Raw genomic sequence first — 14,546 nt, 5'->3', positions numbered from 1 at the left:
GGCGTGGCAATCGCCGCCGCGTCCGCGTCCGCGTCCGCGTCATGACCGGCATGCACGGGCCCGCGGGCCCGTTTTTACGCGCCGGGCGCCGGCACCGCGTCGAGCACGCGCGCGAGAAACGCCTCGTGGTTCCACGCGGCTTCCGGCCGCGACAGCCCGAGCCGCACGACCACCAGTTGCCGGCTCGGCACCACGCTCACGAACTGGCCTTCATGGCCGACCGCATGAAACGCGTCGGCCGGCATCGCGACCGCATGCGGATCGCGATCGTTGAATGGCTCCGGCACCTTGACCCACAGCTGCGCACCGTACTCCTGTCGCTCCGACTGCGGCGTCGTGCGCGTCAAGTAGCGTACCCAGCCTTCCGGCAGCAGCCGCTGCCCGTCCCACACGCCGTCCTGCAACAGCAACTGCCCGAAGCGCGCCCAGTCGCGCGCGCTCGCATACATGTACGACGGGCTGACGAGCGTGCCGGACGCATCGGGCTCGAACACCGCGCTGCGCATCCCGAGCGGCGCGAACAGCGCGCGGCGCGGAAACGCGAGGTAGTCGTCTTCGCTGCCGCCCAGCGCTTCGCGCATCACGCGCGCGACGATCGCGCTCGTGCCGCTCGAGTAGGACCACCGCGTGCCGGGTGGCGCAGCGAGCGGCTTCGCCGACGCGAACCGCGCGGTATCGGGCTGCGCGTACAGCATCAGCGCGACGTCAGACAGCGGGTCGTCGTAGTCCTCGTTGAATTGCAGGCCGCTCGTCATCCGCAGCAGTTCGTCGAGCGTGATGGCCGCGCGCGGATCGCCGCTGCCGCGCCATTCGGGCAGCAGCGCCGACGTATCGGGCGACAGCTTGTGCTGCGCGACGAGCATGCCGACCAGCGCGGCGGTGACGGTCTTCGTCATCGACCAGCCGGGCAGCGGCGTGTCGGCCGTGAAGCCGGGCGCATAGCGCTCGGCGATCACCTGGCCGCGCCACATCACGACGACCGCGCGCGTGCGTCGCGGCCGTGCCGGATCGGGCTCGTCGAATGCGCGGTCGAGCGCGGTCTGCAGCTTGTGCGCGTCGATGCCGGCCGGCGGCGTGACCGGTGCCGGCGGCGTGGCCGGCGGATCGGGGAGGGGCGGCAGCGCAGCCGGCAACGTGCCGGGCGACGGCCCGAGCGCGAGCGTGCAGCCGAGCCCCGGCCGGAAGTCGGCTTCGCGTTCGGCGAAGCCGGCGAAGGTCGCTATGGCGCGATGACGGTCGGGATCGATCGACGGGTGCACCAGTTTCAGCAGCGGATGCACGCCGGCCATGATGTCGACGTCGATCACGGACGCGGCCGGGCGGCCCGATACGTACACGCCGGAACACAGCGCCTTCGCCGCATAGCCGGTCGCGATCGGCGCGAGCCGGGACAGCATGGTGCCCGTGTAGCCGATCGCGACGACGGCCGCGAGCGCGACGCCGCGCAGGATCAGCTTCTTGAAGGGGATCGTCATGCGCGAGCGTCCTCGGTTGTCTGCAGGCGGAACGTGAACCGGCAGTGTCGCAGGTTCGGGCCGGCGGTGGCAATCGCGAGGACTTGAGACGCCGGGCGGCGTCGACAGGGTGCATGCTGCCCGGCGTGTGCGAATCGTGGGTGTCGATCGGCCAGGTCGAACGGGCCACGCGCGGCCCGCCCAGGTGGCACGTCATTGCGCGTTGCTGTCGGGCCGCAGGGTCCAGACCGTCGCGGTATTCGTGTTGTCGTCGACGGCCGCGAATTCCAGCTGGCCTTTGCTGCCGCGCCCGAACGCCAGGCCGAATGCCGCCCCCGCAACGGTGTCGACCTGCATTTGCGCGACGAAGCGCCCGTCCACCGTGAATTCGACGATCTCGCTCGACTGCAGCGGATCGGCGTTGACCGCGTCGCCGTTCGCGGTCACGAGATGGCCGTTCGGTGCGAGCGCCAGCGCAAGCGGGCCGTGCAGGTGCGCCGCGTCGAAGTAGATCATCCGTCCGACGCCGCCGTTGCGGTTCGTCGACGCGGCGTTCTGGATCGCGAACACCGCGTTGTCGCCGGTGGAGGCGACATACAGCACGTCGATGTTCGGGTCGTACGCGAGGCCGGTCGGGCCGACGACGAGCGCATTGGGATCGGGTCGATTCACGTAGCCCGACGCGATGACGCGCGAGCCCGGCAGCATCGTGACGCCGTTGTCGCCGATCGCGAGTTCGATGCGCGAGACCGTCCCGTTCAGCACGTTCGACACGAACGCGGTCACGCGCTGGCCGCGATCGATCACGGTCATGTCCCACGGCCCGTCGAGCAGCGCGGCGCTGGCGAGTTGCGTGACGAGATTGCCTTGTGGACCGATGACGAGCAGCGAACCCGGCGGCTCGATGGTCTTGCCGTCCGGCGTCGGGACGTTGCCGACCAGCACGAAGCCGCTGCGCAGCACCACGAGCGCGGTCGTCAGGCCGAGATTGCTGCCCTGGAAGAAGGTCGTCGCCGGCGTCTTGCCGGGTGTCAGCTTCACGATCGTCGTGCCGGTGCCTTGCGCGTTCGACGCCGCGTTGAAGTTGGACACGACGACGTCGCCCGGTTTCAGCGTGCTCCAGTTCGGCACGCCGTGCGGCACGAACGCGATGCCGTATGGATTGACATCGCCGTTGGTGGGCACCGTCGATGCGGTGAACGATGGAATCGGCAGGATGACGTCGCTGCCGCCGGCCCACGCGAAAGCCGACGACAACGCGACCAGCCCGGCGCCGCAAGCTGCGCGGCGTAGCGAGTGCGCAAGCGTGCGCCGGACGCGCGCGAAGACCGGCGGATCAGCTGCGAAGACGGGCGGGGCGGGTGAACGACAGGAGGGGAGAGGGTCCATGGCATGACTCCGGTTGATGATCACGATCAGTCATCCCGGCTGCCGGCCTGCGCAGCCGACGGGTGTCCGGCGCGGGTTCGCGATCGTACTCATGCGCTTGCCACGTGAACCCACGCTCGAAATAAACGGACGGCGATGGCCGGATATTCCAATCTGTTACGCCGCGTTGCATGCGGGCGGCGTCCATTGTTCGCAGAAAGGGCGACTCGGCCTGACAAGTTGAAATCCGACCCGCCGTCGGCCGATAATCGTCCGGCATTGCTTTCCCACTTTCCCAGTCCAACCGTTATCGGAAAACGCCATGTCCTACGACAACAACAACCCGTTCGCCAAAATCCTGCGCGGCGAACTGCCGTGCGTGAAGGTCGCGGAAGACGACGCGACCCTCGCGATCATGGATCTGATGCCGCAGGCCGACGGCCACGTGCTCGTGATCCCGAAGGAGCCGGCCGCGCAGATCTTCGAGTTGTCCGGCGACGCCGCCGCGGCCGGTATCCGCATGACGCAGCGCGTCGCGGCGGCGGTGCGCGCGGCGCTCGAGCCGGACGGCGTGTTCATCGGCCAGTTCAACGGCGCGGCAGCCGGCCAGACGGTTCCGCATGTGCACTTCCACGTGATCCCGCGCTGGGAAGGCGCCGAGCTGCGGATGCATGCGCGCGAGATCGCCGACGCGGCGACGCTCGAAGCGCTCGCGCAGCGCATTCGCGCGCGCTTTGTGTAACACATCGATTGCATGCGGCGTGGCATGGCACGCCGCACCGGCCGGCCGCCATGCCGTCGCCTGTTTCAGCGGTCACGCGAGGTAACACGTGTAACCGCCAGCGAAACGCGGCCCGGCCAACCCGGCGCTAGACTCCGCGCATTGCTTCATCGAGCGACAGGAAGGGCGGATCGCCTCTTCGTGCCGGCCGTCGCATCTCGCGGCGGCGCGGCTTTCGCGAGGTGCCATTCGTCTTTCGCGCCGGGAATCGAGCCATGTCCAGACTTCTCATCACGCTTGCCTTGATCGGCGGCCTGTCCGGCTGCTACGTCGCGCCGCCGTACGGTTACGCGCCTGCGCCGGGCTACTACGGCTATGCGCCGGCGTATTACGCGCCGCCCGTCAGCGTCGGGATCGGCGGCAACTTCCGCATCCGCTGATCCGGCACCGGGCGCGGGCGCTGGCCGCATCGGTCAGCGCCCGCGCGTGGCGCCGGATGACTCGCGCGGATTCGCGCACCGCATGACCGCGGTGCGCCGCACGACGTGTGCGCGCTTCCTATACTTCACAGGAAAGCGCATTCCGGTGAGGCCGCCATGACAGTCACCCGCAAGGTCGCCGCCCTGTCGGGCATCTCCACGCTCGTCTATCTCGGGCTCGCGGTGCTCGGCAGCGGCGGGTTCGCGGCCTTCTTCTCGCATCCGCCGCTGACCGTCGCCGTCGTCGCGACGCTCGCGATGGCCGTCGTCGCGATGTTCACCGAAGGCAACCTGAGCAGCGGCGAGCGCGAGAACCGCGACAACCGCTGGGTGCTCGCGGCATTCGGGGTGATCGGGTTGCTGCTCGCGTACCTGCCCGCGCTGACCGACCGGCTCGACTTCTGGACCTTCGGCGGCGATGCGGTGCGCTGGAGCGGCGTCGTGCTGTACATCGCGGGCGGCGTGCTGCGCATCTGGCCCGTATTCGTGCTCGGCAAGCGCTTCAGCGGGCTCGTCGCGATCCAGCCGGGCCACACGCTCGTGACCGACGGCATCTATCGCCGCATCCGCAATCCGAGCTATCTCGGCCTGCTCGTCAATTCACTCGGCTGGGCGCTCGCGTTCCGCTCGGGCGTCGGCGTGCTGCTGGTCGTGTTGACGATGGTGCCGCTCGTCGCGCGTATCCGTTCCGAGGAGGCGCTGCTGCGTGCGCAATTCGGCGCCGAATACGACGCGTATTGCGCGCGGACCTGGCGGTTGCTGCCCGGCGTGTACTGACCCCCTTCATTTCCCTGCGGCCGTCGTTTCGGGGCCGGCTCACGATACGTGCCCGATGTGTTGCCACGTGTGTCGCAAACGTGCGACGCCGCGCGTGGCCGGCCTGCTTTTCCGCAGGGCCGGACCCTCGCCAGAGCCAATGCCGGCGCGGGTTTTCGGGCATTCCGGGGCGTGCGTCCGAGATCGCTTATTCGTAAACAACTTGTTACCAGAATGTCCACGGCAAGGACGTGGGACCGGTGCTATTCTTCGCCGCAAGCTCATTGAAATGAATTGGTCCGCGGTTCGGCACAATGCCTGACCCGACGTCGATCGATTCAGATCGTCGTACCGAGCGGACCTTCAATAACCAGATTGCGAACAAGGAAGAATACGGGAATGTGGAAGAAAATCGCCCCCGCTCTCGTCGTCGCCGCGTTGACCGGCGCGACTGCACTGCCGGCCATGGCAGGTGACATGAACAACGCGCTTGGCGGCGCGCTCGGCGGGGTAGCCGGCGCAGCAGTCGGCGGTGCGCTCGGCGGCAGCACGGGCTCGGTGATCGGCGGCGCCATCGGCGGCGGCGCGGGTGGCGCGGTGACGTCGAACCGTCGCGAGCGCACCGGCGCGATCATCGGCGGCGCCCTCGGCGGCGGTGCAGGTACCGCGGCAGGCAACGCGATGGGCGGCCGCACGGGCGGCCTGCTGGGTGCGGCTGTCGGCGGCGGCGCCGGCGCGGCGCTCGGCGGCAACATGTCGCGCAGCTCGTACGAGCGCGATTACGGCGGCCGCGGCGATCGTGGCTATCACCACCGCAAGCATCGTCACCACCGCGACTGGGACTGATCGCCGCTGGCGCGGCACGGTGCGCGACCCGCGCACCGGCGCGCCGACGGCGTCGGCACCCGACGCGAAATTCGGCCCGGCGGCCTGCCGGGCCGCCATCGCCGGTCATACCGGTGAACCCTTTCCGGCCTCATCGGCCGCGACCAGATGCCCGATCGACGGGCCGGCAAGTTTCCCTCCCTGCTGTATTTCCCCGTTTCCCGACTACATCACCGCTCGCGACTGAATGCGTCCGGGCAGCGTCGACACCGTTCGCGTTTCGTTCGATTCCCGTTGGCCCGTTCTCCGGCCTGACGACGGCTCATGATCGATGCGGTGCAGTTTGCTGGCGTGCACCCGTCGTTGTTTTCCCCTCTGCGTAACCAGATGTATCGCGATCCGCGTGCGTGACCGGCATGGCTGCGGTTACTCGCCTGCGCCTCTAGTGTCGCGGCGGACGTGTGCATTACCCCGCTCGTCAGGATTTCCCTGATAGCCAGAGCGTCGCGTCACGCTTCCTCACCGCGTATCGCGGGTGCCCGCCGGTAGTGGGAAATCGAATGGAATCCATCGCAACATTTAATTGGTCGATTGCGAACGACTTCGCTATCGTCGGCAAGGCTCGCGTACGGCATCGCACCGTGCCGCTGGCCGCGCCTCGCCGCATGATCGCGAGCGCGGCGGCCCGGCCGCCGGCTCCACAAGCATGGGCCGCTGCGTCCGATGAACCGGACGAACCCGTCGCGAAGCCTGGCCGACCGAACGAAGGCGCGTGCGCCTTCAAGCCACCCCGGCAACGATGTCCCGCCGCCGCATGCGTGCCCCACGCGCGTACGTGCCGCCCGATGCCGTTTGCGTCCGGGGCCGGACCAACCCATTGCCTGGATGCACTATGTCTAAGACAACGTATTACGCGCCGCATGGCGGCCACCCGCCGCAGACCGATCTGCTGACCGATCGCGCGATGTTCACCGAGGCGTACGCGGTGATCCCGAAGGGTGTGATGCGCGACATCGTCACGAGCTGGCTGCCGTTCTGGACGAACACGCGCCTGTGGGTGATCGCCCGCCCGCTGTCGGGTTTCGCGGAAACCTTCTCGCAGTACATCGTCGAAGTGAACCCGGGCGGTGGCAGCGACAAGCCCGAGCAGGACAAGAACGCCGAAGCCGTGCTGTTCGTCGTCGAAGGTGAAGCCGAGCTGACGCTGCAAGGCACGAAGCACGTGCTGAAGCCGGGCGGCTATGCGTTCATTCCGCCGGGCGCGGACTGGACGCTGCACAACGTCAGCGATGCCGCGGTGCGGTTCCACTGGGTGCGCAAGCACTACCAGGCCGTCGACGGCATTCCGCTGCCGGAAGCGTTCGTGACCAACGAGCAGGACGTCGAGCCGATCCCGATGCCGGGCACCAACGGCGCATGGGTGACGACGCGCTTCGTCGACATGAGCGACATGCGCCACGACATGCACGTGAACATCGTGACGTTCGAACCGGGCGGTGTGATTCCGTTCGCTGAAACGCACGTGATGGAGCACGGGTTGTATGTGCTGGAAGGGAAGGCTGTGTATCGACTGAACCAGGACTGGGTTGAGGTCGAAGCGGGCGACTTCATGTGGCTGCGCGCGTTCTGCCCGCAGGCATGCTATTCGGGTGGCCCTGGCCGCTTCCGTTACCTGCTGTACAAAGATGTGAACCGTCACATGAACCTGTTGCTGAACCCGGCGCGTTAAGCGTCGAGGAAGCAGTTGGATGTGAAAGCCCGCCGGCGGATGTCGGCGGGTTTTTTTTCGGGTTCTTCGTGGGTTTCCGTGGATGTTGCTTGTCGATCCATCACGGCCATTCGAGCCGCCGCACGTTCGACGACCGCTTCCACGGTACAACTGCCACTCGCGGACTCGGAGCGCCCGGCTTCCTCGCTACTTCGGGGAGAAAGGCGAGACGCCTCGATCGATAGAGACGACGGCACCCATTGATCCACTGCCGGGCCGTATCAAGGTCGCCCGGCATCCTTCATGTGGTGAAACGAAACGTCACGCCGGCTGCATGCGCGTACGCCACGCTCGACGATAACTCACGTGGCCGAACCCGTTGGCGGATTGCTCGTGTTTTGCCAGCGGACGTTGGCCCGACAGCGCCATCCCGAACCAGCACAACGCACGTGTGGCGCCCTCAATGGGCCAGCGTCCAGACGACAGCGTGGCCTGCTCCGTTCGCGGTGTATGCCAGGCCGGACACCTTACCCTCGTTGTCAATGCTCGTCGCATAGCTGTTTGCGCCACCGGGTAGCGTTCCGAGATCACTTATCACGCCGTGGTCATACAAGACGGCGTGGTTGTCACCGCTCGATGTTTGCGAGTAGCCGACTATCTGGCCGCGAGCATTGATACCGCTGGCGCCGCTGTTATGGCCGCCAGGCAGCGTGCCGAGATCCGTCATCACGCCGTGGTCATACAAAAAAGCATGAGTGTCACCGCTCGCCGTTTGCGATTGGCCAACCACCTGGCCCTGCGCGTTGATATTGTTGGCGAAGCTATTGCCGCCACCCGGCAGGGTGCCGAGGTCGCTCATCACGCCGTGGTCATACAAAAAAGCGTGATAGTGCCCACTTGCGTTGGTTGCATTGGTTGCGTAGCCAACTACTTGACCACGGTCGTTGATACCAATGGCGGCACTGAAGCCGCCGCCGGGCAGGGTGCCGAGGTCGCTCATCACGCCGTGGTCATACAAAAAAGCGTGCAAGTCACTATTGACGGGATACGCATAGCCGGGCACTTGGCCACGGTCGTTGATGGCCTTCCCGACGCTGTAGTTTCCACCAGGGAAGGTACCGAGGTCGGTCATCACGCCGTTGTCATACAAGAAGGCGTGCAGGTTTCCGCTCGTGACAGTTGCAAAGCCGGCCACTTGGCCGCGATGGTTGATACCGGCGGCGATGCTGTAGTTTCCGCCAGGGAGGGTGCCGAGGTCGTGCATGACGCCGTCGTGATACAAAAAGGCGTGATATTGCTGGTTCGCGGTGAACGCATAGCCGACTACCTCGTCGGGTTCCGTGATGCCGGTGCCGACGCTGAAGGTACCACCGGGCAGGGTGCCAAGATCGGAGATCGTGGCAACCGGCCCGGCTGTCGCCGTGTCGGCGCCAAGCGCCAGCACGGCAGCCATGCTCAGCACGAGGCTCACACCGTAAATTTTGCTCAAGCGCATGCACGCGGATTTCATCATGAACTCCTAACAATGAGACGGCCGTCAAGGCAACCAGTGGCATTGGGAACAAGTGGGCTCGATACGCAATGGCCTGCGGAGTCGAATTAGGGGGGGCACGGGCCAAGACAATTGCCAATGTATTGAAGCCAGTCCCGGTTGGATTCGTGGCTCACAAGTCAGGCTGATTCGAGTACGCACGAATCGCACCATGGCCGGTTGGTAACGGGTTCGGAAAGCCCGCTCTCAAGCGTGCGCGAAAAGCGTTTCATCGACGAAACGCATCGGATGGAATGCACATGTTCAGTGCGTGATGCGTGGCCGTCGCCTGGAGCCGAATTGGATTCGGTCGATCATCACGCCCCAGGCGTGTCCGGGCGTCGAATTCGCCTGCTGTTAGCCAAACGACCGCTTCCAACGCGAAGCGATCACTCAGATGTCTGACTACCGACAGAGGCGAATACCCGTTCGTGGCTGAGAGCCGTCGGTTTTCCCCTGGCGTTCCTCGTAGATTCGCGATGAATCTGTTTTCACGAGCGATGTGTATTGCTACAGGCCGAGTGCAGTCGCCGCGAGCGTAGCGACCTGCAACCGCGTATCGGGCAGCAGTCCGTCCTCCATCAACCACACCGCCGACAAACCCGACCACGCGAGAATCCACTGCAGCAGCCGGCGGCGGTCAAGCTGCGCCGTATCGACCACGAGCGCGACTCGCCGCTCGAAGCGCACGGGATCGACTGCCATATCGTGCGAGGGATTGCAGAACAGGTTCGCATAGTCGAACGCGCGATCGCCGCGCAGCCCTTTCGGGTCGATCGCGAGCCAGCCGCGTTCGCCGAAATGGAGGATGTTGCCGTGATGGATGTCGCCGTGCAGGACGACTTCGTCGACGGGCGGCGTGGCCAGCAGCTGGCGTGCGACCGTCGCCGAGCGATGGAGCACGTCGCTGCCTGACGCATCCGACAGCAGCGCCTGAAACCAGTCGTGCAGCGGCACGACCGAAGGCGGCACCGAAGCACGATGCGCATGCAGCCGCGCGACGACATCACACGCGACGCGCATCGCATCATCATCGCGCCCCGATGCCGAATAACCGGCCAGCGTCGGCACGGGCCGCGCGCGTTCGAGCAGCACCGCATCGCCGTCGTGCCGCCACACCTGCGCGGTGCCGTGCCCGTTCCACCAGACCATCAATGCATTGCCACGCCGCTCTTCGTCGCAGGTGGCGACCTTCAGCATCGCGGGCCGGCCCTGCCAGACGACCGGCAGCAGGCCGCCGCTCGCGGTCAGGATCGGGTTGCCGTCGGGAACGAGGCCCCACAGGCCGAGGTATCGATCAAACGTCACGCGATGCTACAGCCGAACCGGATCGAGCGCAGCGCGGTGCTTCCGACCGTGCGTCAAGCGGTCGCAGGTGCGACGCGAACGGCCCCGACACACTTTCCTAAATAAAATTTAGCCAGCCAAACTTTGGCTAAAGAATGTTCCGGTTTCGCGCCATCCCTTCGACAATGCGCGCCTTTCGTGACCAGTCGGTGCCTCTCGCGCACCGGCCGTCGCAGCATCGAAGAAGGAGCCCGACATGACCGACCACACCGCATCCCCGCCACCACCACCCGCACCGCCACCACGCCGCCGCCGCGTATGGCGCACGCTCGCGGGCGCGCTGCTCGGCCTGACGGTCGCATGCGCGGGTATCGGCGCATGGACGATCCAGCGCATCTGGACGCAGTTGCCGTCCGTCGAGCACCTCGCCGTCTATCGTCCCGCGCTGCCGCTGCGGATCTTCTCGCGCGACGGCGACCTGCTGGCCGAATACGGCGTCGAGCGCCGCGAGTTCGTGCCGCTCGAACGCATCCCGCCGCTGATGCGGCAGGCGCTGCTCGCGGCCGAGGACGCGAAGTTCTACCAGCACGGCGCGGTCGATTTCAGCGGCCTCGCGCGCGCGACGTTCGCGAACGTCGTGACGGGGCAGCCCGGGCAGGGCGGCAGCACGATCACGATGCAGGTCGCACGCAACTTCTACCTGACGCGCGACAAGGTGCTGAGCCGCAAGCTCGCCGAGATCCTGATGGCAACCAAGCTCGAACGCGAATACAGCAAGGACAAGCTGCTCGAGCTGTACATGAACGAGATCTATCTGGGCGAGCGCGCGTACGGTTTCGCGGCGGCCGCGAACGTGTATTTCGGCAAGCCGCTCGACGCGCTGAGCGCGGGCGAGGCGGCCGTGCTCGCGGGGCTGCCGAAGGCGCCGTCCGCGTTCAACCCGGTCGTCAATCCGGCGCGCGCGACCGCGCGGCGCAACTACGTGCTCGGGCGGATGCATGCGCTCGGCCAGCTCGACGACGCGACGTTCCGCGCGGCCGTCGACGCGCCGATCGCGCTGGCGACCACACCACCACCCGGAATCATCGCGGCACCGTACGTCGCCGAGCGCGCGCGCCGGATGATGGTCGAACGTTTCCACGACGACGCCTATACGCTCGGCCTCGACGTGACGACGACGATCTCGATGCGCGACCAGCGCGCGGCCGAGGCGTCGCTCGAACGCACGCTGAGCCGCCAGCAGCGCGCGAAGCGCGATGCGCGCAACGGGCTCGAAGGCGCACTGATATCGCTCGACGCGGCAACGGGCGACATGCTCGCGCTCGTCGGCGGCGCGGATTTCAACCGCAACGTGTTCGACCATGCGCTGCAGGCGTATCGCCAGCCGGGCTCGAGCTTCAAGCCGTTCGTCTATTCGGCGGCGCTGGAAAAGGGCTACTTCCCGGGCGTGCTCGTCGACGATACGCAGCGCACGCTCACCCATGAGGAAACCGGTGCGCGGCCGTGGCGCCCGCGCAATTTCGCCAACAACTACGAGGGCTTCATCCCGGTGCGGCGCGGGCTCATGCGTTCGAAGAACCTGGTCGCGGTCAGCCTGATGCAGGCCACCGACGCGCGCTACGTACAGCAGCACGCGGTGCAGTTCGGATTCGACGCGCAGCGCAATCCTGCGTCGCTGCCGCTCGCGCTCGGCGCGGGCGCCGTGACGCCGCTCGAACTGGCGAGCGCGTACAGCGTGTTCGCGAACGGCGGCACGCGGATGGTGCCGCGCCTGATCCTGTCGGTGAAGCAGCGTCACGGCGGCGCGATGTACGAGGCGACGGCGCCGGCAGGCGAGCGCGTCGTGTCGGCGCGCAATGCGTTCATGATGGACAGCATGCTGCGCGACGTCGTGAAGTCCGGCACCGCGCGCGGCGCGCTGGCGCTGCGCCGCGACGATGCGGCCGGCAAGACGGGCACGTCGAACGGGTCGAAGGACGTCTGGTTCGCCGGCTACTCGTCGGGCATCGTCGCGGTCGCGTGGCTCGGCTACGACACGCCGCGCCCGATGGGGCGCGCGACCGGTGCGTCGCTGGCGCTGCCGGTCTGGCTCGACTACATGAAGACGGCCGTCGACGGGCGTACGCCGGTCGAGGCGACGCCGCCGCAGGACGTCGCGCTCGTCGACGGCGACTACGTCTACGCCGAATACACGCGCGGCACGTGCACGGCCGATGTGCCGTCGTACATCCGCAGCCGCTTCGCGTGCGGCGGGGCGGCGGTGGCAGCCGGTGCGTCCGGCACGCCGGGCGACCACGGCAAACCCGCCGAGCCGATGCCTGCCGCGGTCGATGCGGCCGAGCGCGAACGCGTGCTCGACCTGTTCCGGACGGAAGACTGACGCGCACCATGCATACGCTTTATCTGATTGCAATCGTCGCGGAAGCGATGTCGGGGGCGCTGATGGGCATGCGCCGCGGGATGGACCGTTTCGGGCTCGCGCTCGTCGGCGCGGTGACGGCCCTCGGCGGCGGCACCGTGCGCGACGTGCTGCTCGGCCACTATCCGCTCGGCTGGATCGCGCATCCGGAGTACCTGGTGATCACGCTCGTCGCGGCGACCGTCGCGTCGTGGGTCGCACGGCATGTCGCGCGAATGAAGACGCTGTTTGTGACCGTCGACGCGATCGGCCTCGCGGCGTTTACGATCATCGGCTGCGACATTGGCGCGTCGACGGGCACGGCGCCGATCATCGTCGTGCTGGCCGGCGCGATCACGGGCGTCTGCGGCGGGATGCTGCGCGACCTGCTGTGCAACGAGATGCCGCTGATCCTGCGCGAGGAACTGTATGCGAGCGTCGCGTTCGTCACGGGCGGGTTCTATGTCGGGATCCAGCATCTGGGTCTCGATGCGGGCATCGCGACGGTCGTCGCGCTGGCGGCCGGATTCTCGATGCGGATGCTGGCCGTGCGGCTCGGCTGGAAGATGCGGACGTTCGGCGCGGCGGATCTCGAGCATTGAGCCGGGAGGTTCGCCACTCGTGCGGTGGGTGGAGGCACGAGCGGTGCCGGCCCGGGCGTTCGGGTGAGCGCCCGGGCCGGACGGAACGTCAGTCGGCCTGCATCACCTGGAAGACGTTGCCTTCCGGATCGATGCCGTCGTACATCGTGTACGCGAACCCGTCATAGCGCTTGAGATCGCGCACCGTCACGCCGTCGCCGGCCAGCCGGTCGCGATGCACGCCGATGTCCTGGCCGATCGAGAACACGAACTTCACGTGGCTGGCTTCCGCGCGCGCCTCCGTGTGAGCGGGCACCGCGTGGCGGAACGCCGGGCCGGCGAGATGCAGCGCGAGCTCGATGGCGCCTGCGCCGAGCACGACCCACTCGTTTTCGATTTCCTCGACGACGGGCAGATCGAAATACTGCTGGTAGAACGTCTTGAGCGATGCGACGTCCTGGACGTACAGGATGATGCGGGTCATCGGAAGCGGCATGGTGGTCTCCTTGAAGTCGATGCGCGAAGCGCGATTGATGCTGCGTGAAGGTGCTGCTATCCAGTAAGACAAGACATCGCGCGGTACAACGCGCCGTGCGGCGCACGCCTGCGCTACGCAGGCACCATCACCGGTGGCGCGCCGTCGCCGGTGTCCACCATCTTCACCGCGAATCCGTAGCACTGCGCGATATGGGACGGCGTCATCACGTCGCGCGGCGTGCCGTGCGCGACGATCGTGCCGTCGGCCAGCATCGCGATCGTATCCGCGTGACGCGCGGCAAGATTCGGATCGTGCACGATCGCGAGCACGCCGAGCTGCCATTCGCGTGCAACGCTGCGCACGGTTTCGAGCAGGCGGTGCTGATGCGCGAGATCGAGTGCGGCGGTCGGCTCGTCGAGCAGCAGGTAGCGCGGGCCGTTTTCCGTTGCGTCGTCGTCCGGCCACAGCTGCGCGAGCACGCGGGCGAACTGCACGCGCGCGAGTTCGCCGCCCGACAGCGTCGTGACGTCACGGCCGACGAGCGCGTCGGCGCCGGCGCGTTCGAGTGCCCGCCATGCGATCTCGCGATCGCGGTGCGACGTCGCCCCGTTGCGCCGCGCATGCGGGTAGCGGCCGAGCAGCACGATTTCGTCGACACTGAACGGGAACGCCGGCTGCGCGGCCTGCGGCAGCACCGCGCGCAGGCACGCGAGCCGCGGTGCGTCGATGCGCGCGAGCGGTTCGCCGTTCAGCGTGATGTCGCCGGCCACGCGCACGCCGTTCGGCGCGCCGCCGCCGCTCAGCTCGCCGGCGAAGGTCTTCAGCAGCGTGCTCTTGCCCGCGCCGTTGCGGCCGAGCAGCGCGGTCACGCGGCCGGGTTCGATCGACAGCGACAGGTCGCGCAGGATCGCGTGGTGTCGACGGGCGACGTCGAGGTGATGGGCGGTCAGCATGGTCGTC

The 14,546-nt window shown here is 67.3% G+C and carries 13 protein-coding genes; 7 read left to right on the top strand and 6 right to left on the bottom strand.

Features of this window, described 5'->3' with window-relative positions:
• Positions 1-74 precede the first annotated feature (74 nt).
• Both LGN19_RS23695 and LGN19_RS23690 read right to left on the bottom strand, forming a co-directional pair.
• A complete protein-coding gene (locus LGN19_RS23695) occupies positions 75-1,475 on the bottom strand; it encodes a serine hydrolase domain-containing protein (RefSeq protein WP_226217450.1) in 1,401 nt (466 codons plus the stop codon).
• A 192-nt stretch (positions 1,476-1,667) separates the two neighbouring features.
• Positions 1,668-2,843 carry a hypothetical protein gene (locus LGN19_RS23690; RefSeq protein WP_226217448.1) on the bottom strand — a complete coding sequence of 392 codons (1,176 nt, stop codon included), beginning with the start codon at positions 2,841-2,843 and terminating at the stop codon, positions 1,668-1,670.
• 301 nt (positions 2,844-3,144) lie between these two features.
• Here LGN19_RS23690 and LGN19_RS23685 point away from each other — a divergent pair, with 301 nt between their 5' ends.
• From LGN19_RS23685 to LGN19_RS23665, 5 genes are all read left to right on the top strand, one after another.
• Entirely contained in the window at positions 3,145-3,564 is a 420-nt protein-coding gene (locus LGN19_RS23685) for an HIT family protein (RefSeq protein WP_043181059.1), read from the top strand.
• A 254-nt stretch (positions 3,565-3,818) separates the two neighbouring features.
• The gene (locus LGN19_RS23680; protein WP_164462741.1) at positions 3,819-3,983 is read left to right on the top strand and encodes a hypothetical protein; all 165 of its coding nucleotides are present in this window, start codon (positions 3,819-3,821) and stop codon (positions 3,981-3,983) included.
• A 156-nt stretch (positions 3,984-4,139) separates the two neighbouring features.
• The gene (locus LGN19_RS23675; protein ID WP_226217447.1) at positions 4,140-4,799 is read left to right on the top strand and encodes a methyltransferase family protein; all 660 of its coding nucleotides are present in this window, start codon (positions 4,140-4,142) and stop codon (positions 4,797-4,799) included.
• A gap of 378 nt (positions 4,800-5,177) precedes the next feature.
• Positions 5,178-5,624: a hypothetical protein gene (locus LGN19_RS23670; protein WP_122948170.1), complete on the top strand. Its 447-nt coding sequence runs from the start codon at positions 5,178-5,180 to the stop codon at positions 5,622-5,624.
• 871 nt (positions 5,625-6,495) lie between these two features.
• A complete protein-coding gene (locus tag LGN19_RS23665; protein WP_039349877.1) occupies positions 6,496-7,332 on the top strand; it encodes a bifunctional allantoicase/(S)-ureidoglycine aminohydrolase in 837 nt (278 codons plus the stop codon).
• A 439-nt stretch (positions 7,333-7,771) separates the two neighbouring features.
• Here LGN19_RS23665 and LGN19_RS23660 read toward each other — a convergent pair whose 3' ends face one another.
• Both LGN19_RS23660 and LGN19_RS23655 read right to left on the bottom strand, forming a co-directional pair.
• Positions 7,772-8,824: a DUF3466 family protein gene (locus LGN19_RS23660; RefSeq protein ID WP_226217445.1), complete on the bottom strand. Its 1,053-nt coding sequence runs from the start codon at positions 8,822-8,824 to the stop codon at positions 7,772-7,774.
• A gap of 528 nt (positions 8,825-9,352) precedes the next feature.
• Positions 9,353-10,150 (bottom strand): aminoglycoside phosphotransferase family protein, encoded by a 798-nt coding sequence (locus LGN19_RS23655; RefSeq protein WP_226217443.1) that lies wholly within the window; start codon positions 10,148-10,150, stop codon positions 9,353-9,355.
• Positions 10,151-10,385: 235 nt separating this feature from the next.
• Between LGN19_RS23655 and LGN19_RS23650 the strand changes: the two genes are divergently transcribed.
• Together LGN19_RS23650 and LGN19_RS23645 are read left to right on the top strand one after the other, a co-directional pair.
• Positions 10,386-12,509 (top strand): penicillin-binding protein 1A, encoded by a 2,124-nt coding sequence (locus tag LGN19_RS23650; RefSeq protein ID WP_226217441.1) that lies wholly within the window; start codon positions 10,386-10,388, stop codon positions 12,507-12,509.
• An 8-nt stretch (positions 12,510-12,517) separates the two neighbouring features.
• Positions 12,518-13,129 carry a trimeric intracellular cation channel family protein gene (locus tag LGN19_RS23645; protein ID WP_226217439.1) on the top strand — a complete coding sequence of 204 codons (612 nt, stop codon included), beginning with the start codon at positions 12,518-12,520 and terminating at the stop codon, positions 13,127-13,129.
• A gap of 88 nt (positions 13,130-13,217) precedes the next feature.
• Here LGN19_RS23645 and LGN19_RS23640 read toward each other — a convergent pair whose 3' ends face one another.
• The gene (locus LGN19_RS23640; protein ID WP_226217438.1) at positions 13,218-13,604 is read right to left on the bottom strand and encodes a VOC family protein; all 387 of its coding nucleotides are present in this window, start codon (positions 13,602-13,604) and stop codon (positions 13,218-13,220) included.
• A 113-nt stretch (positions 13,605-13,717) separates the two neighbouring features.
• The gene (locus tag LGN19_RS23635) at positions 13,718-14,539 is read right to left on the bottom strand and encodes a heme ABC transporter ATP-binding protein (RefSeq protein ID WP_226217436.1); all 822 of its coding nucleotides are present in this window, start codon (positions 14,537-14,539) and stop codon (positions 13,718-13,720) included.
• Positions 14,540-14,546: the final 7 nt, after the last annotated feature.

The sequence above is a fragment of the Burkholderia sp. AU30198 genome (assembly GCF_020419825.1).
Lineage (GTDB): Bacteria > Pseudomonadota > Gammaproteobacteria > Burkholderiales > Burkholderiaceae > Burkholderia.
The sequence above is the reverse complement of the archived record's forward strand: the minus strand, read 5'-3'. Positions and strand labels throughout refer to the sequence as shown.